The sequence below is a fragment of the Streptomyces sp. NPDC005281 genome (assembly GCF_040607495.1).
GTDB lineage: Bacteria > Actinomycetota > Actinomycetes > Streptomycetales > Streptomycetaceae > Streptomyces.
Map to the genome: position 1 here is coordinate 285,521 of NZ_JBEXGX010000003.1, position 23,324 is coordinate 308,844.

The 23,324-nt window shown below is 72.3% G+C and carries 18 protein-coding genes and 2 tRNA genes; 13 read left to right on the forward strand and 7 right to left on the reverse strand.

Features of this window, described 5'->3' with window-relative positions; genetic code table 11:
• Positions 1–20: 20 nt before the first annotated feature.
• Complete coding sequence (locus ABZV42_RS06440; RefSeq protein WP_356051012.1) at positions 21–608, forward strand: hypothetical protein; 588 nt, start codon at positions 21–23, stop codon at positions 606–608.
• A 241-nt stretch (positions 609–849) separates the two neighbouring features.
• On the opposite strand, the gene ABZV42_RS06445 is transcribed toward ABZV42_RS06440, so the two are convergent.
• From ABZV42_RS06445 to ABZV42_RS06455, 3 genes are all read right to left on the reverse strand, one after another.
• Entirely contained in the window at positions 850–1,815 is a 966-nt protein-coding gene (locus ABZV42_RS06445) for a DUF5926 family protein (RefSeq protein WP_355983517.1), read from the reverse strand.
• A gap of 306 nt (positions 1,816–2,121) precedes the next feature.
• On the reverse strand, positions 2,122–2,664 hold the full coding sequence (locus ABZV42_RS06450; protein WP_355983516.1) for an ATP-binding protein: 543 nt from the start codon (positions 2,662–2,664) through the stop codon (positions 2,122–2,124).
• Between the two features lie 215 nt (positions 2,665–2,879).
• Positions 2,880–3,689 (reverse strand): glycerophosphodiester phosphodiesterase, encoded by an 810-nt coding sequence (locus tag ABZV42_RS06455; protein WP_355983515.1) that lies wholly within the window; start codon positions 3,687–3,689, stop codon positions 2,880–2,882.
• Between the two features lie 257 nt (positions 3,690–3,946).
• Here ABZV42_RS06455 and ABZV42_RS06460 point away from each other — a divergent pair, with 257 nt between their 5' ends.
• Positions 3,947–5,437 (forward strand): trypsin-like peptidase domain-containing protein, encoded by a 1,491-nt coding sequence (locus tag ABZV42_RS06460; protein ID WP_355983514.1) that lies wholly within the window; start codon positions 3,947–3,949, stop codon positions 5,435–5,437.
• A 109-nt stretch (positions 5,438–5,546) separates the two neighbouring features.
• Here the strand turns inward: ABZV42_RS06460 and ABZV42_RS06465 are convergent, their stop codons facing one another.
• Positions 5,547–6,389, reverse strand: a complete 843-nt coding sequence (locus ABZV42_RS06465) for a DUF2637 domain-containing protein (protein WP_355983513.1) — start codon at positions 6,387–6,389, stop codon at positions 5,547–5,549.
• A 627-nt stretch (positions 6,390–7,016) separates the two neighbouring features.
• On the opposite strand from ABZV42_RS06465, the gene ABZV42_RS06470 reads away from it, so the two are divergent.
• Positions 7,017–7,104 (forward strand) — tRNA-Ser (locus ABZV42_RS06470).
• Between the two features lie 160 nt (positions 7,105–7,264).
• Positions 7,265–7,576, forward strand: a complete 312-nt coding sequence (locus tag ABZV42_RS06475; protein ID WP_355983480.1) for a hypothetical protein — start codon at positions 7,265–7,267, stop codon at positions 7,574–7,576.
• A gap of 91 nt (positions 7,577–7,667) precedes the next feature.
• On the opposite strand, the gene ABZV42_RS06480 is transcribed toward ABZV42_RS06475, so the two are convergent.
• A complete protein-coding gene (locus ABZV42_RS06480; RefSeq protein ID WP_355983479.1) occupies positions 7,668–8,552 on the reverse strand; it encodes a bifunctional DNA primase/polymerase in 885 nt (294 codons plus the stop codon).
• A 371-nt stretch (positions 8,553–8,923) separates the two neighbouring features.
• On the opposite strand from ABZV42_RS06480, the gene ABZV42_RS06485 reads away from it, so the two are divergent.
• The 8 genes from ABZV42_RS06485 to ABZV42_RS06520 all read left to right on the forward strand — a co-directional run bounded on the left by ABZV42_RS06485 (position 8,924) and on the right by ABZV42_RS06520 (position 17,684).
• Entirely contained in the window at positions 8,924–9,235 is a 312-nt protein-coding gene (locus ABZV42_RS06485; protein WP_355983478.1) for a hypothetical protein, read from the forward strand.
• Between the two features lie 389 nt (positions 9,236–9,624).
• Positions 9,625–10,956 carry an acyl-CoA dehydrogenase family protein gene (locus tag ABZV42_RS06490; RefSeq protein WP_355983477.1) on the forward strand — a complete coding sequence of 444 codons (1,332 nt, stop codon included), beginning with the start codon at positions 9,625–9,627 and terminating at the stop codon, positions 10,954–10,956.
• 179 nt (positions 10,957–11,135) lie between these two features.
• Positions 11,136–12,284: an OB-fold domain-containing protein gene (locus tag ABZV42_RS06495; RefSeq protein ID WP_356051013.1), complete on the forward strand. Its 1,149-nt coding sequence runs from the start codon at positions 11,136–11,138 to the stop codon at positions 12,282–12,284.
• Positions 12,285–12,290: 6 nt separating this feature from the next.
• A complete protein-coding gene (locus ABZV42_RS06500; RefSeq protein WP_355983474.1) occupies positions 12,291–13,439 on the forward strand; it encodes an acyl-CoA dehydrogenase family protein in 1,149 nt (382 codons plus the stop codon).
• Positions 13,436–13,852, forward strand: a complete 417-nt coding sequence (locus ABZV42_RS06505) for a MaoC family dehydratase (protein WP_355983473.1) — start codon at positions 13,436–13,438, stop codon at positions 13,850–13,852. Before ABZV42_RS06500 ends, ABZV42_RS06505 begins: the two co-directional genes overlap by 4 nt.
• Positions 13,849–15,015 (forward strand): lipid-transfer protein, encoded by a 1,167-nt coding sequence (locus tag ABZV42_RS06510; RefSeq protein WP_355983472.1) that lies wholly within the window; start codon positions 13,849–13,851, stop codon positions 15,013–15,015. The genes ABZV42_RS06505 and ABZV42_RS06510 overlap by 4 nt, the downstream gene beginning before the upstream one ends.
• A gap of 319 nt (positions 15,016–15,334) precedes the next feature.
• Positions 15,335–15,928 carry a SigE family RNA polymerase sigma factor gene (locus ABZV42_RS06515; protein ID WP_355984133.1) on the forward strand — a complete coding sequence of 198 codons (594 nt, stop codon included), beginning with the start codon at positions 15,335–15,337 and terminating at the stop codon, positions 15,926–15,928.
• Positions 15,929–16,040: 112 nt separating this feature from the next.
• Positions 16,041–17,684, forward strand: a complete 1,644-nt coding sequence (locus ABZV42_RS06520) for a long-chain fatty acid--CoA ligase (RefSeq protein ID WP_356051058.1) — start codon at positions 16,041–16,043, stop codon at positions 17,682–17,684.
• Positions 17,685–17,982: 298 nt separating this feature from the next.
• Here the strand turns inward: ABZV42_RS06520 and ABZV42_RS06525 are convergent, their stop codons facing one another.
• The gene (locus ABZV42_RS06525) at positions 17,983–22,134 is read right to left on the reverse strand and encodes a PAS domain-containing protein (RefSeq protein WP_356051014.1); all 4,152 of its coding nucleotides are present in this window, start codon (positions 22,132–22,134) and stop codon (positions 17,983–17,985) included.
• A 245-nt stretch (positions 22,135–22,379) separates the two neighbouring features.
• On the reverse strand, positions 22,380–22,994 hold the full coding sequence (locus ABZV42_RS06530; RefSeq protein WP_356051015.1) for an SSI family serine proteinase inhibitor: 615 nt from the start codon (positions 22,992–22,994) through the stop codon (positions 22,380–22,382).
• Positions 22,995–23,151: 157 nt separating this feature from the next.
• On the opposite strand from ABZV42_RS06530, the gene ABZV42_RS06535 reads away from it, so the two are divergent.
• Positions 23,152–23,242 (forward strand) — tRNA-Ser (locus tag ABZV42_RS06535).
• Positions 23,243–23,324 lie beyond the last annotated feature (82 nt).

A 23,324-nucleotide genomic window follows, 5' to 3' on the forward strand; every position in this document is an offset into this window, starting at 1 on the left:
GGGCTCGTTATCGTCCGCCTATGCAGCGTCATTCCGGGGGGTACCGGGCCGCGACGGAGCCGGACGACGGGCCGGACCCCCGAAGGGTCCGCCTTGCGGCGCTGACGGGAGTCGTGGCCCTGACGCTCGCGCTGCCGCTCACCGTCGCCTCGGCCGGTCCGGTGGGCGACGGCGGCTCCGCGGCCGTGCTCGGGACGTCGCCGGCGGACGACCGGCCGCGGGTGCCCGCACCCCGCCGCTCCCCGCTGCCGCTCGGCCTCGGTCGGGCCACCGCCGCCCGCTGCGGTCCCGAACTCTCCTCGGCCGACGGCGTCGAGGCCCAGACATGTGTCCTGACCCGGGGCGAGGAGACCTGGGCGCGCACCTACTACCGCAACGCGACCGGCGACACGCTGAGCTCGGACCTGACACTGATGGGTCCGGGCGGTCGCACGGTGCAGATGAACTGCGCGGTGGACACGGAGGACGATCCGGGAGCCTGTGACACGCCCAGACAACGCACGGCCGGGGGTCCGGGGGCGTACTCGGCGATCGCGGAATTCGCGCGGAGCGCCGGCGCCGACGGGCCGCTGCTGCTGCGCTCGGGCAGCAACTCGGGCCAGGAGTAAGGCGGTTGACATTGTTCGGGATTCCGAACATGGAAAGACCCGGTTGCTGGCGACGGGGGATGCACCAGCAACCGGGCTACTCGAACGGTAACAAGAGATCGGCGGTTCGCAAATTCGATCTCGGCTATTCGGACACGGATTTACCTGTCACAACGGGGAGTTGTGACAGGAGTCACCCGGTTTCGAGGCTCCGACCAGCTGACTGGTCGGTCAGTTTCCCGTCCTGTGGGTCCGCTGTGGGTCAGCTGAGTGTCACCTGGCGGTTGGTGAGTCCACCGCGCGCACGGCGCTCGTCCGCCGTCAGCGGCGCGTCCGTGGCCAGAGCGGTGGCGAGGCGCTCGGCGAACTCGGTCGCCGGCTTCTCGACGTCCTCGGCCGTGACACCGCTCGGAAGGTCCCAGACCGGCACCGTGAGCCCGTGCGCACGGAAGGAACCGACCAGCCGGGTGCCCTCCCCGAGGCTCGAACGGCCCTCGGCGTGCAGCCGCGCGAGAGCGTCCAGAAGCTGCTCCTCCGCGTGCGGCATGACCCAGCGCAGGTGGTTCTTCTCGGGCGTCTCGCACCAGTAGGCGGCGTCGACACCGGAGAGCTTCACCGTCGGAATGGCGGCGGCGTTGGCCCGCTCCAGCGAGGCGGCCACCTCGGGCGTGGCGTTGTCCGCGTCCGGGACCCAGAACTCGAAGCCGCTGTGCACAACTGGCTCGAAGGCGCCTTCGGCGTCGAGCAGGTCCTGGAGCCGCGGCCCGCCGGCCGGGGCGCGCCGCCCCTCCACCGGGGTGCCGGGCGGCGCGACCAGCGCGCGCTGGAGGGTGTCCGCCAGGTCGCGGCTGATGTCGCCGGACGACGTGTCGTTCTGGAGGCCGAGCAGGACCGAGCCGTCCTCGCGGCGCAGCGCGGGCCACGCCATAGGCAGGACCGTGGCGAGGGTGACCGAGGGAACGCCCTCGGGCAGGCTCTCCTTGAGCTTCAGCTCGACCGTCGCGGCGGGCACCAGTTCGCGCAGCGCGACCCAGTCGCCCTCGCCCCGCAGGCCCTCGAAGGGGCGGTGCACCAGCTCGGTCACGGCGTGGGCCGCGGCCCGGCCGTGGCAGGCCTTGTAGCGGCGGCCGCTGCCGCAGGGGCAGGGCTCGCGGGCGCCGACGACCGGGATCTCGCCGTCCTTGAGCTGCGGCTGCTCGGCCTTCGTCTGGGGTCGCTTCTTGGCCATCGTGGCTGTCTCCCGATCACGGCTCGTCTCGTACTGGCGCGAGCCTAGCCGTTCGTACGGAGACCGTCGGGACCCTGTGGACAACGCACCGCGTCGTCCGGAGCCCGGCGGCCGGTCCGCGCGCCCCGGTCGAGCTCGGCCGAGGTCGTCGGCCGAGCTCCGATCCGGCTCGGGCGAGGTCGTCGGCCGCGCCCGCCGTCCGGCTCGGTCGACGGTGTCGAGCTCGCCCCGGTCCGGAGCGGTCGGGGTGGTCGAGCTCGCCCCGGTCGGGCGTGGTCCAGTTCGTCGGCCCCTTCCCGGTCAGGGTCAGTCGAGGTCGTCGAAGACGTCCGCGAAGTCCAGACCGGAGATCCCGGACACCCTCGGTGACGCGACGCGCGTAGCGAAATCGTCGTGCCGGCGCGCCGCTTCCACGTTGTCCTGGACGACCACCCACACGGTGACCTCGCCCCGGGTGTCGTCCCGTACACCCCAGTCCTTGGCCAGCGCCGTGATGATGTTCAGCCCCCGGCCGCCCCGTGCGGTGACCGACGGTGTGGCGGGCACGGGGCGGGTCGGGCCGCCGCCGTCCGTCACCTCGACCGTCAGCCGGCCCGCGGGGTCGACCTGCCAGGCCGCGCGCACATCGCCGTCGCCCGCGAAGGCGTCGCCCAAGGGCCTGCCATGTCGGCAGGCATTGCTGAGCAGTTCGGAAAGGATCAGTACGGCGTCGTCGATGACCGCTTCCGCCACACCCCCCGAACGCAGTTGATCGCGCATCCGGTGCCTTGCCTGCCCCACGCCCGCAGGGCCATGGGGTACGGCCATGCTCGACGACGTGGGCACCTCCTGTGCCACCACCAACGCCACCCCCGAGACCTCCTTCACCCCACGCCACGGTGTGGATGCCCCTTTGGACTGAACCGGAAACCGGCCAATCGACGTCTGCTGACGCACTCGTAACGATCGAATGCGGAACGAACGCGCCGGTGCACTCCGTGTGACCGACTGGCCGGTTCTCGACGGTTTCCGAGGGGCGGCCATGGACTTTTCGGACCTGCCGCGTGCCTCGGGGCAGGGCCTGGTCAGCGCCCCAGTTGACGCAGTACCGCGCGCGGACGGTTGGTGATGATGGCGTCGATGCCCAGCTCAACGCAGAGATCGACGTCCTCGGGCTCGTTCACGGTCCAGACGTGCACCTGGTGACCGGCGTGTTTCAGCCGTTCGATGTACGCGGGATGGCTTCTCACGATCCGCATCGAGGGGCCTGCGATCCGGACACCGGCGGGCAGCCGTCCGTCCCGCAGCCGGGGGGAGACGAACTGGAGCAGATAGACCGTCGGCAAGGCGGGGGACGCGGCCCGGACGCGGTGCAGCGAGCGTGCCGAGAAGCTCATGACACGCACCGCGGACTCGGCCGGGACGGCGGGGGCGTCCAGGCCGAAGCGCTTCAGCAGGTGGAGCAGCCGTTCCTCGACCTGGCCCGCCCAGCGGGTCGGGTGCTTGGTCTCGATGGCCAGCTCCACCCTGCGGCCGGCGTCCGCGACGAGTTCGAGCAGTTTCTCCAGGGTGAGGACGGAGGTGTCCGTGAGGCTCCCGGGGGCGTGCTCCCAGTCGGGCGACTCGTCGCGGTTCTTCCACGAACCGAAGTCCAGCGCGGCGAGTTCGGCGAGTTCCAGGGCGGAGACGGCTCCGCGCCCGTTGGACGTACGGTTCACGCGGCGGTCGTGGACACAGACGAGATGGCCGTCGGCGGTCAGCCGTACGTCGCACTCCAGGGCGTCCGCACCGTCCTCGATCGCCTTCTTGTACGCGGCCAGGGTGTGCTCGGGGGCCTCTTCGGAGGCTCCGCGGTGGGCGACGACCTGAATCGGGTGCTGTCGTGCGAGGGTCACCGCGTCATGGTGTCACCGTCGCCGGGCGAGTGTGACGTGAGATATCTCCCAGAACATTCCGTTTGGTAATAAAAGTCCGTTATAAAGGATGGTCTCGGACGCACAGCCACCGCTTATGGTGCCCTGACGCCCTGTGGGAAAAGCTGACGGCGTACAAAAGCACATGCACAGCTGAATCGCGCCGGGCCATCGACAAGTGTGAGCGCGCGTGACCGAGTGCGACCGAGAACAACAGCCGTGGATCGAGGAGAAGAGCTGTGAGCACCGAGAACGAGGGCAACGCAGTACCCCCGGCCCCGTCCGCACCTCCTGTGCCGGTGGAAACTCCCGCTGCTTCCGCGCAGGGCGCCTCGCACCCGGGGGGCGCGCCGACCGCTCCGATCCCCGCGGTGCCCGGCGACCCCGGCGCACCGGAGCACGCGTCGGCGCCCGCGGGCATGCCGGCGTACGCGTCGAACGGAGCGGGACAGGGGGCCGACCCCTACGGACAGGCTCCGGCCCAGGGCTCCGCGCCCGAAGCGGGCTGGCCGCCTCCGCCGCCCGCCACCCCTTCGTACGCCGACGGCGGCGACTCGGGATCCGGCGGCTGGGGAGCCTCCTACCAGCAGCCCGCCCCCAAGCCGAAGAACGGCCGCGGCGGCCTCGTCGCCGCGGTTCTGGTGGCCGCGCTGGTCGCCGGCGGTGTCGGCGGCGGCATCGGCTACTCGCTGGCCAAGAACGACGACAGCACCACCGACTCGACGACGGTCTCCGCCCCGAGCAACAGCGGCGCGGTCAAGCGCGCCTCGGGCACGGTCGCGAACGTGGCCGCCAACGCGCTGCCGAGCACCGTCACCATCGAGGCCCAGAGCACCAACGGCGAGGGCGGCACCGGCACGGGCTTCGTCTTCGACAAGCAGGGCCACATCCTCACCAACAACCACGTGGTGGCGGACGCGGTCGACGGCGGGAAGCTCACCGCGACCTTCCCGAGCGGCAAGAAGTACGACGCCGAGGTGGTCGGTCACGCGCAGGGCTACGACGTCGCGGTCATCAAGCTGAAGAACGCGCCCTCGGACCTGAAGCCGCTCGTCCTCGGCGACTCCGACAAGGTGGCCGTCGGTGACACCACGATCGCGATCGGCGCGCCCTTCGGTCTCTCCAACACGGTGACCACGGGCATCATCAGCGCGAAGAACCGTCCGGTCGCCTCCAGCGACGGCAGCGCCAGCAGCAAGTCCTCGTACATGAGCGCCCTTCAGACGGACGCCTCGATCAACCCGGGCAACTCCGGCGGTCCCCTGCTCGACGCCTCGGGCGCGGTGATCGGCATCAACTCGGCGATCCAGTCGTCGAGCAGCGGCGGCCTCGGCGGCTCCGGCCAGTCCGGTTCCATCGGCCTGGGCTTCGCGATCCCGGTCAACCAGGCCAAGTACGTGGCCCAGCAGCTGATCCAGACGGGCAAGCCGGTGTACGCGAAGATCGGCGCCTCGGTCTCCCTGGACGAGGGCACGGGCGGCGCGAAGATCACCGAGCAGGGCGCGAGCGGCGCCGCCGCGGTCGAGTCCGGCGGTCCCGCGGCCAAGGCGGGCCTCAAGCCCGGCGACGTCATCACCAAGCTCGACGACATGGTGGTCGACAGCGGCCCGACCCTCATCGGCGCGATCTGGACCCACAAGCCCGGCGACACCGTCAAGCTCACCTACACGCGCGACGGCAAGACCCACACGGTCGACGTCACCCTCGGCTCGCGAGAAGGCGACAGCTGATCCTTCGGTCACACGCGTAAGGGGTGCCTCTCACGAGAGGCACCCCTTACGCGTGCGGGCCGTCCCGCCCGAACCGTCCCGGGCGGAGCCCCAGGACGGCCGGGACGGATCAGGCGCGCGTCTTCTTCGCGGCCGCCGGCCCCTTCTTGCCGCCGGCGCGCTCCGGGGACGGCGGCGGGCAGGGGCGCTGCCGATGGCGGGACACGCTCTGACGGGGCGGCCGGGTCAGCGTGATCTGACGGATTAACTGCTGGAAGCAGGTCAGTGACGCGAGGGCGGGCACGACGGCCGTGGCCACCCCGGTGATCGTCTGATGTGCATCGGCCACACAGAACATCATCGCGACGGAGGAGAACAGCAGGACGACGTACCACGAGTGCACGGCGCGGCGCTGGTGCAGGGCCGCTCTCAGAATGGAGAGCGAGGCAACCATCCAGGGGCCGTAGACCAGGAGGGGCCACCAAGGGCCCGTGCCGCTCTGGGCGTTGGACGCGATGCGCTGAAGGGGCGAGTAGGCCACCATGCCGCTGAAGACGCTCACCATCGACACGGTGGCGGCGGCGACCGCGGCGATCACGAAGCTGACGGTCTGGATCCAGTTGCGGGGATTGCGGACCCGTACCTTGCGGTGCCCGGACGAGGAGCGCCGGATGGGCGGCAACTCGGCAGTGATCCGAACCAGGTTGTCCATCGGGTCGTCCAACGGGTCACCGGCGAACTCGTCGGTGTACTCGTCGGTGTACTCCGGCTCGCTGCGCGGGGGAGGCACGGTGACCTCCTGCTCCGCCGCCGCGTCCTGGAGGAGGTAGGTGAGCTCCTCGACCGGGTCCCAGTCCTGTTCGTGCAGGGGGACGGCCACGGGTTCGCCGTACGGGCCGGTCTCCGGCCCGGCGGGATATCCGGGATTCTGTCCGTACCGGGCGAAGGAGAGATTCGGGTAATCGTCATTCACGGAAATTCGCCCCGGGTCACATGAGTGCCGTGGCGGCCGGAATGTCCCCGGCCGTTCCAGCGCTGGTCGATTTCCTCCCGAACCGGTTCACCGTGTCCGGGGCCATGAGGAGACCGGCCGGCGGCTCGGCTCCCCACGGTCCGATACGCGCCGGCCGCGTGCGAAGTGCCTCGGGCGGCGGTCGGGGTGCGCGCGGCGGGCGGGCGGGCACATCGCCCGGCCGGCACCGTACGGGCCGGGGCCGGACCCTCCGCCGTCGCTCCGGAGCCGGCCGGAGCGAGAGATCTTGCTTTCGCCATATTCCGCTAACGCGGCTCCCCCGCCTCCAGATGTGCGGCAATCGAGTGAGCGCGCGGCGGCGGAGGTATTCACCAAAGCGGCTTTTCGTGTACGCGGGCCGATGCCTTTCAGCACGTTGACGGACGGCTGTCGCGGGCACCATGTCTGTGGCGTCGTGGGCACCCGGAAGGTGACGTCGGCGGCACCCGGCCTGTGGTGTCGCGGCCACCCGGAAGGTGACGCCGGCGGGCCGGTCCGGTGCTGGTCGATCCGGTGCGGACCATGCCTCCGCGGCACCCTCCGAGCCGGGTACGCTGTACCCGCTCCACCCGCCTGGGCCGGAGCGAAGGTGGGTTGCCCGAGCGGCCTAAGGGAACGGTCTTGAAAACCGTCGTGGCGCGAGTCACCGTGGGTTCAAATCCCACACCCACCGCCATGAACGACCCCTGACCTGGAGAAACGGTCAGGGGTCGTCGTCGTTTCCGTCCCGGGGACCGGGCGGTGGCGGAGGGAGCGGCGACAGCAGGGCCGAGCCTGCGAAGAGCGCTGCGTCCGCGGTCACGAAGGCCGCGGGTACATCCCCGGCCACGAAGGCCGTGGGTACGCCTGCGGCCACCAAGTCCGCGGACAGCGGCGCCGCCAAGAAGGGCGCCGGCATCCCGGCCGCGCCCACCGGTGCCGAGCGCGAGGCTCTGCTCGCCGACCTCAAGGCCGTCGACCCGGCCCTGGTCGCCGACGAGGACAAGGCCGTCGACAAAGCCCGGAACCAGTGCTCCGACATCAAGGCGGACAACGACCCCGCGCGCAGCGCCGTGACCCGGTTCTCCACTCCGGGCCACAAGGTCACGGAGATCGAGTCCAGGATGATCAACATCGCGGTGGTGTCGAGGCTCTGCCCCCATCGGTAGGAGTCCCGGGCGGCCGTCGTGCTCCCGGTCCGGCATCAGCGGGGGACGCGGACACCGCCGGTGTCCGCGTCCCCCGTCGACGGTGGTGCCTTCAGGGCTGTCGCCGGGACGAAGGAGCCGTCATCCGGGCCGCGGAGGCGATGGTCGAGCGGGCCTCTCGTTCGGACAGGCCCGTGCGGACGGCGGCCTGGACGAGCGGGGTGGTCAGCTGGGGGCCGATGCCGTTCTCGTAGGCGCGGCAGGCGGCCCAGAACAGGCGGGTGTTGCGCTGGCCCTCATGGGCGGCGAGGACGAACTCGACCAGTCCCCGGCCCTGCCGTTCGCTCGCGGAGGCCGTCGTGTGGTGGGCGCCGGCCGGGGGTGGAGGCAGGAGCAGCCGCAGGAGTTCGGGCGGGCAGGGCGCGGGTGCCAGCCGGGAGGTGCCGGGGGCCGTCCCGTACACACCGTGTTCGGTGCGTGAGCCGGGGCCGACGAGGTAGCCGCCGGCGCCGCGGATGTCGATGCCGGGGGCGAGCCGGCTCGCCGAGTTGGGGACGACGACGTCCGGCGGTCCGCTCAGCCACAGATGGCGGCCGCCGCTGGGGGTCAGGACGACGACCGTGTCCGGGATCGTGAAGAGATGGCGCAGGGCCAGTTCGCGCAGGGCGGTCGAGGAGTCGGTGCCGGACTTGGTGTCGAGGTCGACGCCGATGAGGTGGTGCGGGTGCAGCCCGCAGGCGATGCCGTAGCCGGTGGCCCAGGGGGCGGCGGCGAAGAGTTCACGAATGCGCCGGGGCTCGGTCGAGGCGTCGTACACGCCGTGCCCGAAGCGGCCGCAGTCGCCGTGGCACGGGCGGGGGTCGGGGTCGTCGCGGTGGGGGGAGGGCAGGGCCGGGAGCTTCGTACGGGACAGCGGGATCACCGCGAGCCCGCGTTCGGCTGCGGACAGGGCGTGGGCCAGGGCCAGAGTGGTGGCCCGCCGGTCGATGGTGGCCATGCATCCATAATCGTACGAGTGTTCGAGAAAGGGAAGGGTTCTCCGGGCTCGCGGAGAGCCCGGGTGGGTGAGAGGCGAGATCGGCCGAAAACCTGCCGGAACGCTTCAGCTGTTGCGGGGCTTGGGTTGAACGGTCGCCAGGCGCCTGAGCAGGGGCTTTGTTTGCGTGAAGGTGGTTTATCGACATGTCCTCACGCTTCAGGGGGAATCACGGCTTCCGGTGTGGTTCGCCGGAGATGCGGTGGGCAACTCTGGACTCGCGACGTCGAGGACAACGCCGGGGCGGTCGGCCAACCGCCCTGGAACAAGCCGTATTTCGCGTACATCCCGGCTCACCGCCGGTGCGTACAACCGGTTCTGGAGGAACTCGCATGGCAAGCATCCGTACCGCTCGCGTTCTCGCCGCCGTCGCGGCCCTGCCGCTGACGGCCGCTCTCTTCTGCGGGGTCGCGTCGGCCGACAACGGCTCCATCGCGGACACCGGATCGAACGCCGGAGTGGCGACCGCGGCCGGCAGCGGGGTCGGACGCGACAACAGCGGCAACTCCGGGACCACCCAACAACAGGCGGTCGGCTCCGGAGCCTCGAATCAGAGCAACACCGCCCAGGTGAACGGTTCCGCGTCCACGGCCCTCAATCAGGGCAACTCGAACGTCCTCGTCAACTTCGTCAAGCTCTGGTGAGCCGGGGGCCGGCGGGTTCCCGTCGGCCGGGGGGCTTCGGGGCGGGGTAGTGCCCGGTGGGGCGGGGCGGGGCGGGGCAGGGTGGGGCAGGGTGGGGGATCACGACGTCTGCGCGGCGGTACTTCGGTGCCGTCGCGCAGACGTGTTCCGAGGCTGCGCTTCGGCGCCGCAGTCCGGATGGGTTCTGCGGCTGCGCTTCGGCGCCCTGGCGCAGTGGGTTCCAAGGCTGCGGTCGGCGTCTTCGCGCAGACATGTTCCGCGTGCCGTGGGAGCGACCCGACCCGGCGGGGCGCTCCCGGCCCGGGCGGTGCCCATGACCTTGACAGGCAAAGGTATCTGACGGACAGTCAGCAAACCTTGTTCGTACGAGGTCCGGGAGGGCCGCCGCCGTGCACCTCGCCCCCACCGAGCGCCAGCAGCGGCTGCGCGCCGAACTCCGCGCGTACTTCCGGGAACTGATGCCGGACGGCCCGCCGCCGGCCGACGCCGGCGCCCGCCGGAGGGCGCTGCTGCGCCGCATCGGCGCCGACGGTCTGCTCGGGCTCGGCTGGCCGGTCGCGTACGGCGGGCAGGGGCGCGGGGCCGACGAGCAGTTCGTCTTCTTCGACGAGGCCTACCGGGCCGGCGCTCCCGTCTCGATGGTCACGCTGAACACCGTCGGACCGACCCTCATGAAGTACGGCAGCGAGGAGCAGAAGGAGTTCTTCCTGCCGCGGATCCTGAAGGGCGAGCTCGTCTTCGCCATCGGGTACTCGGAACCGTCCGCCGGTACGGACCTGGCCTCGTTGAGCACCCGCGCCGTCCGGGAGACCAGGGGAAGAAGGGGCAGCGGGGAGACCGGGGGGAGCTCGGGACCGGCCGGTGCCGGGGGCGGGACCCGCGTCGACGGTGAAGCCGGCAAAGGGGGCGGGGCGGGCGCCGACGGTCGCGCCGGTGCCGAACGCGGGACGCGGTTCGGGGACCGGGCCGGTGCCGAGGAAGAGTTCTGGCGGATCGACGGGCAGAAGATCTTCACGTCCAACGCCCAGAACGCCGACTGGATCTGGCTCGCCTGCCGGACCGATCCGGAGGCGCCCAGGCATCAGGGCATCTCGATCCTGCTCGTCCCCACCGGCGCCCCCGGCTTCTCGTGGACACCGATCGAGACCGTGGGCGGCCAGACCACCACGGCGACCTACTACGACGGGATCCGCGTCCCCGCCGGGAACCTGGTCGGCGAGGAGAACGGCGGCTGGGGACTCATCACCAGCCAGCTCAACCACGAGCGGGTGGCCCTCGCCGCGATCGGCATGCAGGCCGAGGACTTCTACGCGGCCGCGCTGGAGGCGGCCCGCACCCCTGATCCGGTGACCGGGCGGCGCCGGGCGGACGAGCCGTGGGTGCGGTCCCAGCTCGCCGAGGTGCACGCCCGGCTGGCCGCGTCCCGCCTGCTCAACTGGCGTCTGGTGGGGGATGTGGGAGCCGGCGGGCCGGCGCCCGGGGACGCGAGCGGCGTGAAGGTCATGGGAACCGAGTCCGCGGTCGCGGTGTACCGGATGTGCCAGCACATCGTGGGACCGGAGGCACTGCTCAGGACCGGTTCGCCGGCGGCGTTCGGAGACGGCGAACTGGAGCGGATGAACCGGGCGGCGCAGATCAACACGTTCGGGGGCGGGGTGAGCGAGGTGCAGCGGGAGATCGTCGCGACGATGCGGCTCGGCATGAGGAGGGGGCGGCGGTGAGCCGCCGAGGAGAGGGCGAGCCCCCCGCAGCGGGTGGCGGTGCTGTGTCCGACGGAGGGGTGGGTGACGGCGCCGTGCCAGACCCACGGGTGGGTGACGGTGCTGTGCCCGACCGGGGGGTGGGTGAGGGCTCCGTGCCCGGCGGAGGGAAACGGGGCGCGGCCGTACCGGACGGGGCCGTGCCCGACGCGGCCGTGTTCGGCGGGGAAGGCCTCTCGGAGCGTCTGAAGGAGTACGAGGGGCGTGCCGCCACGGCGGGGGGCGTCGGGAGGGACCTGGTGAACGCGCCGATGATCCGGCACTGGTGCGAGGCCATGGGGGACACCAGCCCGGCCTACCGGGGGCCGGACGCCGTGGCCCCGCCCACCATGCTCCAGGCGTGGACGATGAGCGGTCTCTCCGGGCACACCGACCGCCCCGGCCGCTCCGGGACCTACGACGAGCTGTTCGGCCTGCTCGACGGCGCCGGATTCACCTCGGTGGTCGCCACCGACTGCGAACAGGAGTACCTGCGGCCGCTGCGCCCCGGGGACGAGATCACCTTCGACTCGATGATCGAGTCCGTGTCCGGGCGCAAGACGACCAAGCTGGGCACGGGGTACTTCGTCACCACGCGGATGGACATCCGGGCGGGCGGCGAACTCGCCGGGACGCATCGCTTCCGCATCCTCAAGTACGCTCCCGCGCACCGAAGTTCGAACGCCGCACCCGTGCCGGCCCCGGGCCCGTCGGGCACTTCGGAGACGAAGAGTGCGCGGACGAGGACCCCGGAGACGAGGACCCCGGAGGCGAAGAACCCGGAGACGAGGACCCCGGAGGCGAGGACCCCGGAGGCGAAGAACCCGGAGGCGAAGAACTCGGAGAAGGAAAGTGCGCAGACGCAGCCGCAGCCCGCGGCGGCGAAGAGCAGGCGCCCGCGTCCGGTGATCAACCGCGACAACGCCGGGTTCTGGGAGGGCGTCGGACGGCACCGGCTGCTGATCCAGCGCTGCACGGACTGCGGAGCGCTGAGATTCCCGTGGCTGCCGGGGTGCGGCGCGTGCGGCTGCCCGGACTGGGACACGGTCGAGTCGGGCGGCGAGGGGACCGTGTACTCGTACGCCGTCATGCACCATCCGCCGTTCCCGGCCTTCGACCCTCCCTACGCCGTCGCCCTGGTCGAGCTCGCCGAGGGCGTGCGGATCGTGAGCAACGTGGTGGGCGTGCCGCACGACGAGGTGCGGATCGGGATGCCGGTACGGCTCGAATTCCGCAGGTACGACGAGGAGTTGGAGCTGCCAGTCTTCCGCGCCGCGGAGCGCGTCGGCGGCTCGGGCGAAGGGAGCTGAGCTGACATGGATTTCCAGCCCACCGAGGAGCAGGCGGCGGCCGCGGACCTCGCCGCGCGGATCTTCGGCGACCTCTCCACCCACGAACGGCTCACCGCCGCCGGGACGGGCAGCGACGCCGGACTGTGGAAGGAACTGTGTGCCGCGGGGCTGGTGGGGGCGATCGCGGACACCGGGCTCCTCGGGCTCGTCCTGTTGCTGGAGGAGCAGGGCCGCGTCACGGCGCAGGTGCCGTTCGCCGCGAGCTGTGTGTACGGACTGCTCGCGGTCGCGGCACACGGTTCGCCGGAGCAGCGCGAGCGGCTGCTGCCGGGGATCGCCGAAGGGACGGTGGTGGTGACCGGCGCGATAGCGACGCCGGACGCGATATCCGCTTCCGTGCCGGCTCCCGTATCCCCTTCGGCCTCCGCTTCCGTGCCTGCTCCCGTATCCCCTTCAGCCTCTGCTTCCGTACGGGCTCCCGTATCCCCTTCGGCCTCCGTATCCCCCTCGGTTTCCGGGGAGTTGACCGGTGTCCTGCCCGTCGTGCCATGGCTGCGGGACGCCACCCATGTGCTCGTCGCCGACGACCGGCGGCGGCTCTGGCTGGTCCGCGCGGTGGAGGCGGCCGCGAGTGAGCCCGTCGAGCTGACGGCACCCTGGTCGGCGGGGCGGCTGACGCTGGCCGCGACGCCGGGCGAGGCCCTGGGCGGCGCCGGGGCGTACGACGACCTGGTGGCGACGGCCCGTACCGCCTTCGCCGGGCTCCAGGTGGGGGTGTGCGCGGGGTCGCTGGCGCGGGCGGTGGAGCACACGAACACGCGCGAGCAGTTCGGGCGGCCGCTCGCCACCCGCCAGGGCGTCCAACTGCGGGCCGCCGACGCGTACATGGACACCGAGGCGATACGGGTGACGGCCTACGAGGCGGCGTGGCGGCGCGACCAGGGGCTGCCGTACGCGACGCACGCCCTCACGGCCGCCTGGTGGGCGTCCGAGGCGGGTCGGCGGGTGGTGCACACCGGCCAGCATCTGCACGGCGGGGCGGGCGCCGACCTCGGGCATCCCGTGCACCGGCATTTCCTGTGGGGCCGGCAGCTGGAGGCGTATCTGGGCTGCGGGGGTGAACTGCTCCAGGAGCTGGGGGAGTTGATCGCGGACGGGAAGGTGGGGACATGAGGGTGGGCGAGGTGCTGGCGCCGCTGGAGATCGAGATCACCCGCACACTGATCGTGGCCGGGGCGATCGCGTCGCGGGACTACCAGGACGTGCATCACGACGCGGACCTGGCGCGGGCGAAGGGGTCGCCGGACATCTTCATGAACATCCTGACGACCAACGGCCTGGTCGGACGGTATGTGACCGACCACTTCGGCCCGGCCGCGGTGCTGCGGCGGGTCGCGATCCGGCTGGGCGCCCCCAACCACCCCGGAGACACCATGGTGTTGACCGGATCCGTCGAGGAGGTCGACGGCGACACGGCGACGGTGCGGATTCTCGGCGCCAACCGCATCGGCCGCCATGTCATGGGCACCGTGACGGTGACGGTTCCCTCCGTCGCCGGCGCGCCGTCCACGGGCGGTGCCGCGTGAGCGTACGCGGGCGGGACGGTCTCGGCGGACGGGCGGCGATCGTCGGCATCGGGGCCACCGAGTTCTCCAAGGACTCCGGGCGCAGCGAGCTGCGGCTCGCGGTGGAGGCGGTGCGGGCCGCGCTCGACGACGCGGGGCTGACGCCGGGCGACGTGGACGGGCTGGTGACGTTCACGATGGACACGAGCCCGGAGATCACCGTCGCCCAGGCGGCCGGGATGGGGGAGCTGTCGTTCTTCTCGCGTGTCCACTACGGCGGCGGGGCGGCGTGTGCGACCGTCCAGCAGGCGGCGCTCGCCGTCGCCACCGGAGTGGCCGAAGTCGTCGTCTGCTACCGGGCGTTCAACGAGCGGTCGGGCCGCAGGTTCGGCTCGGGCGTGCAGCGCCGTGAGCCGTCGGCGGAGGGCGTGGCGCTGGGCTGGGCCCTGCCGTTCGGGCTGCTCACCCCGGCCTCCTGGGTGGCGATGGCGGCCCGGCGGTATCTGCACACCCATGGACTGACGCCCGAGGCGTTCGGCCATGTCGCGGTGGTGGACCGGAAGTACGCGGCGACGAACCCGGCCGCGTACTTCCACGGCAGACCGATCACGCTCGCCGATCACGCGGCGTCGCGGTGGATCGTGGAGCCGCTGCGGCTGCTGGACTGCTGTCAGGAGACCGACGGCGGCCAGGCGCTCGTGGTCACCTCCGTGGAGCGGGCCCGCGATCTGCCGCACCCTTCGGCGGTGGTCACGGCCGCCGCCCAGGGCGCGGGCCGCGCGCAGGAGCAGATGACCAGCTTCTACCGGGACGACCTGACCGGCCTCCCGGAGATGGGCGTGGTGGCCCGGCAGCTGTGGCGGACGGCGGGGATGAGCCCGTCGGACATCGACGTGGGGATCCTCTACGACCACTTCACGCCGTTCGTGCTGATGCAGCTGGAGGAGTTCGGCTTCTGCAAGCCCGGGGAGGCCGCGGACTTCGTCGCCGAGGAGCGGCTGCCGCTGAACACGCACGGGGGGCAGCTCGGGGAGGCGTATCTGCACGGGATGAACGGGATAGCGGAGGGCGTACGGCAGCTGCGGGGCACGTCCGTGAACCAGATACCGGGCGCCTCCCGCGTCCTGGTGACCGCGGGAACCGGGGTCCCGACATCCGGCCTGATCCTCGGGGCCGACGCCTGAGACTGCCGCCGCCGGGGCAGGACCCACCCGCAGCCGGGATCCGGCGGAAGGGGACGTGCCGGTACATCGATGCCCGTCGCCACCGACGCTCACCCCTCACCCAACGGCGACGGGCTGATGCACCGGCACGGCCCCGACCCACCCACCGGACGGGAACCGCGACCGGAGGCCGTCTCTCAGGGGTGAACCCTCAGACGGTGTCACCCGCGTGTCCACCTTCAGGAGGTGAGGCCGGCCCCGGTTCTACAACCTGAGGCGGACATGGCTTCGGGACCTGCGGCCGATCCGCCGGACGAGGGGGCGAACCTAGCGTGGAGCCATGACCACACTCGTCTGCACGAGCGCCTCGGACGCCGCCACCGGGGCGGCACGGACCCTGTCGTACCCGTCGTTCTCGTCGTACGTGAAGGCGCGCCAGCCGGTGCTGCTGCGTACCGCCCGGTCGCTCACCGCGAACCCGAGCGACGCGGAGGACCTGCTCCAGACGGCACTGACGAAGACGTACGTCGCCTGGGACCGGATCGAGGACCACCGGGCGCTGGACGGCTATGTGCGGCGCGCTCTGCTGAACACGCGGACGTCGCAGTGGCGCAAGCGCAAGGTCGACGAGTTCGTCTGCGAGGAACTGCCGGAGCCGGAGGGGACACCCGCCGCCGACCCGGCCGAGCAGCAGGCACTGCACGACGCGATGTGGCGGGCGATCACGAAACTGCCGGCGCGGCAGCGGGCGATGGTGGTGCTGCGCTACTACGAGGATCTGAGCGAGGCGCAGACGGCGGAGATCCTCGGGGTCTCCGTTGGCACGGTCAAGTCCGCGGTCTCCCGGGCGCTGGGCAAACTGCGCGAGGACCCCGAGCTGGTCCCCGTCCGCCGGGAGGGCCCCCGACCGGCGTCCGAGCGTGCCCTGAGGTGATCGATCATTCCGGGACCTAGTGACATACCAAGCGGTATGTGCGCAGAATCAGCGCAACCCATTACTACCGCGTAGGCAATGTCGCCCCCGGGAGGACGCCGTGCTGAGCACGATGCAGGACGTACCGCTGACTGTGACCCGCATTCTGGAGCACGGGGCGCTGGTGCACGGAGAGTCGCAGATCACGACCTGGACGGGCGAGGGCGAACCGCACCGCCGCAGCTTCCGTGAGGCGGGCGTGCGCGCGAACCAGCTGGCCCACGCCCTGCGCGACGACCTCGGGGTGACGGGCGACGAGCGGGTCGCGACCCTGATGTGGAACAACGCCGAGCACGTCGAGGCGTACTACGCGATCCCCTCCATGGGCGCCGTGCTGCACACCCTGAACCTCCGCCTCCCGGCCGAGCAGCTCGTCTTCATCGTCAACCACGCGGCCGACCGCGTGATCATCGCCAACGGCTCGCTGCTTCCGCTGCTCGCCCCGCTCCTCCCCCAGCTGCCGACGGTCGAGCACGTGGTCGTCTCGGGTCCCGGCGACCGCGCGCTGCTCGACGGCGCGGGTGTGCGGGTCCACGAGTACGAGGAGCTCATCGCCGGGAAGCCGGCCGCCTACGACTGGCCGGAGATCGACGAACGCCAGGCCGCGGCCATGTGCTACACCTCCGGGACCACCGGGGACCCCAAGGGTGTCGTGTACTCCCACCGTTCGATCTACCTGCACTCCATGCAGGTGAACATGGCCCAGTCGATGGGCCTCACCGACCATGACACGACCCTCGTCGTGGTCCCGCAGTTCCACGTCAACGCCTGGGGCCTGCCGCACGCGACCTTCATGTCCGGCGTCGGCATGCTGATGCCGGACCGCTTCCTCCAGCCCGCGCCGCTCGCCGAGATGATCGAGAGCGAGCGGCCCACGCACGCCGCCGCCGTCCCCACGATCTGGCAGGGACTGCTCACCGAGCTGACCGCCAGGCCCCGCGACGTCTCCTCCCTCACCCAGGTGACGATCGGCGGTTCGGCCTGCCCGTCCTCGCTCATGACCGCCTTCGACGACCTGGGCATGCGCGTCTGTCACGCCTGGGGCATGACCGAGACCTCCCCGCTCGGCACCATCGCCCGCCCGCCGGCCCACGCGTCCGGCACGGACGAGGAGTTCGCCTACCGCCTCACCCAGGGCCGCTTCCCGGCGAGCGTCGAGGCCCGCCTCACCGGTCCCGGCGGCGAACGGCTCCCGTGGGACGGCGAGTCCGCCGGCGAGCTGGAGGTCAGGGGCCCGTGGATCGCCGGTGCCTACTACGGCGGCAACGACGGGGAACCGCTGCGCCCCTCCGACAAGTTCAGCGAGGACGGCTGGCTCAAGACCGGTGACGTCGGCACGATCAGCCCCGACGGCTTCCTGACCCTCACCGACCGTGCCAAGGACGTCATCAAGTCGGGCGGCGAGTGGATCTCCTCGGTCGACCTGGAGAACGCGCTCATGTCCCACCCGGACGTGACCGAGGCCGCGGTCGTGGCCGTCCCGGACGAGAAGTGGGGCGAGCGCCCGCTGGCCACCGTCGTCCTGAAGGAGGGCTCCGCCGCCGACTTCGAGTCGCTGCGCGCCTTCCTCGCCACCGAGGGCAAGATCGCCAAGTGGCAGCTTCCCGAGCGCTGGTCGATCGTGGAGGCCGTCCCGAAGACGAGCGTCGGCAAGTTCGACAAGAAGGTCATCCGCAGGCGGTACGCCGAGGGCGGCCTGGACGTGACCAAGCTCTGACGCCTTCCGGCGCGCGGACATCACATGTGAGCCGGGCGGGGTGCCCCAGAGCGCCCCGCCCGGCTCACGCGCGCTTCACGGACGCGCGCTTCACGGACGTACGGACAAGGTCGTACGGCCCGGACGCATGGGCGCGCGCTTCACGGACGTACGGGCGTACGGACAAGGTTGTACGACCGGACGTACGGCCCGGACGCATGGCGCGCGGGGCCGGACGTAAGGGCGGGGCGCCACGAAGCGTGGGACGGACGGCGTGCGGCCCTGGCGGGACGGACGGCGTACGGCCCTGGGACAGGCTCTAGTTGGTGCCGATGCGGGCCAGGAGGTCGACGATCCGCTCCTGGACCTCGTCACTCGTCGAGCGTTCGGCGAGGAACAGGACCGACTCCCCCGCGGCCAGCCGCGGCAGTCCGGCAGCGTCGACGGCGGCGGTGTAGACGACGAGCGGTGTGCGGTTCAACTGCCCGTTCGCACGCAGCCAGTCGACGATCCCGGCCCGTCGGCGCCGTACCTGCAACAGGTCCATCACCACGAGGTTCGGCCGCATCTGCGAGGCCAGGGTGACCGCGTCCTCGTCCGTCGAGGCGCGCGCGACCTGCATCCCGCGCCGCTCCAGCGTCGCCGTCAGCGCGAGCGCGATCTCCGCGTGCTCCTCGATGAGCAGCACGCGCGGCGGGTGCTGCTCCGAGTCGCGCGGCGCGAGCGCCTTCAGGAGTACGGCAGGGTCGGCGCCGTACGCCTCCTCGCGCGTCGCCTGTCCGAGCCCGGCCGTCACCAGGACGGGAACCTCGGCCGCGACGGCCGCCTGACGCAGCGACTGGAGCGCCGTACGGGTGATCGGACCGGTCAGCGGGTCGACGAACAGGGCGGCGGGGAACGCGGCGATCTGCGCGTCCACCTCCTCGCGCGAGTTCACGATGACCGGCCGGTAGCCGCGGTCGCTCAGCGCCTGCTGGGTGCCGGCGTCGGGCGCCGGCCACACGAGCAGCCGCCGCGGGTTGTCCAGCGGCTCCGGGGGCAGTTCGTCGTCCACGGGCCGGGGCTGAGGCTGGTCGGCGACCTCGACGGCACCGCCGGGACCGTCGAGCGGCTCGGGCCCCTCGGCGGCGTTCTCGTCCGGCGCTCCTATGGCGTAGGACCGTCCGGCGCCTTCGGTGGTGCCGGGCCGCCTGGCTCCGGCACCGGTCTTGGCACCCCCCACGAGGGCGCGCGCGGCCGTCTCCGGGCGTTCGGCCGCGGGCTCGGGCGGAGTGCCGAGCTTGCGGCGGCGGCCTCCGCCGTTCGTTCCGTGCGGGGGAGGAGTCTGGGCCTGGACGCCGCTTCCCGGATGGGCCGCCGCGACCTGACGGGCGAACGGGACGCCCTGGCCGAGGGTGCGCACGCTTATGGCACGGCCCTGCGTCGAGTTGGAATCGGCCTGCGCGGACGAGGGCGTCGCCTCGGCGGGCAGCGGCTGGGCGACCCGCGCGGCCGGGCGCTCCGGGGGGAGCGCGGCGGGGGCCGGCCGGGCCGCCGGGAGCGCGGGCTGCGCACCGGCGCCGGAGGGCACCGCGGTGCCCGTACCGGTGGTCGTGTTCGCGTCGGGCCAGGTCCGGGCCGCCGGGGCGGCGGGCAGAGCGGGGAGAGCCGGCTGGCCGGCGGCGGGGACGACCTGCGCGGGAAGCCCCTGCGGAAGCCCCTGTGCCGGAACCGTCTGCCCGAGCGCGGGTACCGGCTGTGCGGGCAGGCCTTGCGCGGGCACCGGCCGTCCGGGGAGACCCTGTGCGGGTACCGGCTGTCCGGGAGCGCCCTGTGCGGGGAGGGCCTGCGCGGGGATTCCGGCTGCCGCCGCGGGCACCGGTTCCGCGAGCTGACGGGCGCGTCGGCGGCCCGTCGGGGCGGAGACGGGGTGCGGCTGCGGCGGGGTGTGATCGTCGTCGGGGTCGTGCCGCATCGCGTCATGGCGGCCGTCGGCCTGCTGGGCCAGCGCGACCTGGGCCTGAACCTGAGCCTGCGCCGCCTGGGCCGCCTCTGCCTGTGCGGCCCGGACCTGTGCGGCCTGGTCCTGCGCCGCCTGCGCCTGTGCGGCCTGGACCTGCGCCTCGGCCTGGATGTACTCCGGCGAGCGGTCCGCCTCCGCCGGAGGCAGCGCGAACACCGTACGGGCGCCCGTCTCCTGCTCGGCGGCGCGTTCGGCCGCCGCCGCGAGCGCACGGTGGCGCCGCTCGCCCGGCCGGCCCGCCTCGTCGGTTGTGCCGTCGTCCTCGTCGGCACCGTCGTCCTGCGCCGTCGCGGCGGGCGCCGCCGGCAGTGCCGCGGGCAGCGCGTTCTGCTCGCCGTCACGCCGCGCGCGCCGTCCGGAGGGCACCGGTACCGGCACCCCCTGCGGAGGCACCGTCCCACCCAGTCCGGATCCCACGGCCGCGGTTCCCGCGCCGTGCTCGCCCGCCATCACGACCGCGCCCTCGGCGACCGCGTCACCCGTGCCGTCGGCGGGACTCGGCCGGCCCCGGCGTCGTCCGGTGCCGCCGGAACCGTCCTCGGAACCCTCGACCTGCTGCTCCTGCCCGGGGGCCGGCTCGCCCGCCGACGGGTCCTCCGCGGCACGCCTGCGACGGCGCCCGGTGGGAGGGTTCGCGCCTGCCGCCTCGACGGGCTGCGGACCGCTCTCCCCCGACTCCTCGCTCTCCAGGAAGGCGTCCGTGGAGGACCGCCGGGCCCGTCGCCGGCCACCGCTCTGCTGCGGGGACTGCTCGGGAAGGGCGATCTCGGCGCCGACGGGCGCCACGGCGTCGAACGGAACCGCGCCCGCCCCGCCGCCGATGGGCACCTCCAGGACGTACGCGCTGCCGCTCATCCCCGGCACCTCGTGCGTCTGGAGCACACCGCCGTGCGCCCGCACGATCCCGCGGACGATCGGCTCGTGCACCGGGTCTCCCCCGGCGTACGGCCCGCGCACCTCGATACGGACGACCTCGCCGCGCTGTGCCGCCGCCACGACGACCGTGTTGTCCATGTAACCGCCCGCCGACACCGGCGCGTTGCCGGTCGCGTCGACTCCCGCGACGTCCGCGACGAGATGGGCGAGGGCACGCGCGAGACGCTGCGGGTCGACCTCGGCCTCGATGGGTGGCGCGTGCACGGCGAACTGCACGCGGCCGGGCCCGATCAGGTCGATGGCCCCCTCGACACCGGCCGCGACCACGGCGTCGAGCATGACGTTCGTACGGAAGATCGTCTCGACGCCCGCGTCCAGGCGCTGGTAGCCGAGGACGTTGTCGACGAGCGTCGTGATGCGCGAGTACCCGGCCGCGAGGTGGTGGAGAACCTGGTTGGCCTCCGGCCACAGCTGCCCCGCGTCGTCGGCGGCGAGCTTGGCGAGTTCACCGCGCAGCTGGTCGAGGGGGCCGCGCAGCGAGTGGCCGAGGACGGCGAGCAGCTGCTCGTGCCGGGCGGCCAGCGCCTCGAAGCGGTCCTTCTCCCGTTCGCCGAGCGCCGCGTACCGGTCCTCGCCGGCGGCGAGTTCCTCCTCGTGCCCCTCGGTCAGTCCGGTGAGCTCGGCGGTGTGCCGCTCACGCAGCTTCTCCAGCTCGGCGGTGTGCTCCTCGTCGAGCCGCTCCAGCTCCTCGGTGTGCCGGGTGGCGGCGGCTTCCTTCTCCTCGACGAGGGTGTCGTAGGGCCGCCGGTCGGTGAAGGTCATGACGGCGCCGACGAGCTGTTCCCCGTCGCGCACCGGAGAGGTCGTCAGGTCGACCGGCACCTTGGCCCCGGACTTCGACCACAGCACCTGCCCGCGCACCCGGTGCTTGCGCCCGGAGCGCAGGGTGTCCGCGAGGGGGGACTCCTCGTAGGGGAAGTCCTCGCCGTCCGCCCGCGAGTGCAGGATCAGGGCGTGCAGGTCCTTGCCGCCGAGATCGCTGGCCCGGTATCCGAGGATCTGGGCCGCGGCGGGGTTGACGAGAACGACCCGCCCCTCGGTGTCCGTCCCGACGACACCCTCGGCCGCCGCGCGCAGGATCATCTCGGTCTGGCGCTGCGAACGCGCGAGCTCGGCCTCGGTGTCGACGGTGCCCGAGAGGTCGCGTACGACGAGCATGAGCAGCTCGTCGGGGGTCGGGCCGTAGTTGTCGTAGGCCTGCTGGCCGCTCTCCAGGTTCGCGCTGGTGACCTCGACCGGGAACTCCGTGCCGTCGGTCCGCCGCGCGATCATCCGGGTCGGCTTGGTGCGCCCGCGCTCGTCGGTCGTGTCGGGGCGCCGCATGGAGCCGGGGATCAGCCGGGAGTCGAACTCGGGAAGCAGGTCGAGCAGCCCGCGGCCCACCAGAGCCGTGCCCGGGGTCTCGAAGGCCTCCAGGGCGATCGTGTTGGCGTTGACGACGGTCCCGTTGGCGTTGACCAGGACCAGCGCATCGGGCAGCGCGTCCAGTATGGCTGCGAGGCGAGCAGCGCCTCGGGATGGCCTGCTGCTCACGAGACGCTTCCTCCCTGTTACCGCACCTTGCCGACCGCGGAGGTCATCTTGCCAACCGGCCCGCAGCGTGTCACGCGAGGGAGTCTACGGGCAGAGGTTGCGCTCGCGATGCCGGATGAGAGGGAGGTCGCACACATATGAGACGCAGAACCGGCGGAGAACCTGTGACCACGCATTTCACCGTACGGAACCGTGAGAGCACCGTGAGATCACCGTGACTTCGCCGTGTCCTCGCCCCGTCTGCGCTATAGGAGGGTGCCCGGCAGTACGGGCATCAGCGCGTTCCAGCGCGAGATCTCGCACCCGTTCGAGCGGTCGTAGCGCGCGTCCACGGGGCGTCCCGCCCAGTTTCCCGTGACGTGCGCGGTCGCCGGGCCTCCGTACTCCATCGTGCACAGGGCGTCCGGCGGCACCGGGGCGAAGGTGTCCTTGCCCCAGGTGGTCATCCGGTCCAGGCGGTCGCAGGCCTCCGCGGCGCGCGGATGCGTGCCTCCCGCGGGGTGGCACTCCAGCTCGAACGTCCCGTCCGCGCCGCCGCCCACGCCGTCGACGGTCACGGTCAGCCGGTCGGAGGAGTCCTCCGGACGGGCCGGCGGAGGCATGAGGGCAGGCAGGGCGAGCCCGTACGCGACGGCGGCGGCCCGTGCCGCGGCCCTCGACGGCCCGGCGGAGAACAGCGACGGCGGTCCGCCGGCGAAGCCGGTGAACACGGTGAGCGGGCCGGAGGGTCCGGATTGGGACTCCATGGGTACGGGGGCGGTCCCGGGGGCGTCGGAGACGGTGCCGGCGGTGGCGCCGGGCACCCAGGAGAGCGCGGCGGTGGCGGACACGGCGGCGGTGAGGAGCAGTCGGCGCAGCATGACCTGCCTAACGCCGGGCGACCCACCCGGTTGCGCGCACGTCGGGGCTTTGCAGTGCGGTGTATCCGCCTAGTACCGTGGGGGGCGATTGGTGACACGGCGCTCGACTGTGTCATCATCTGCACGCACCACTCGCGCTCGTGCGAGCGGTTGTGCGGGAGGCGTCGCCTAGTCCGGTCTATGGCGCCGCACTGCTAATGCGGTTTGGGCCTTCAAGCCCATCGAGGGTTCAAATCCCTCCGCCTCCGCGCGAAGATCCGAAACCCCGGTCCACTGGACCGGGGTTTCGGCGTTCCCGAGGTCCACGAGACCCGCCGACCGCATCGGCGT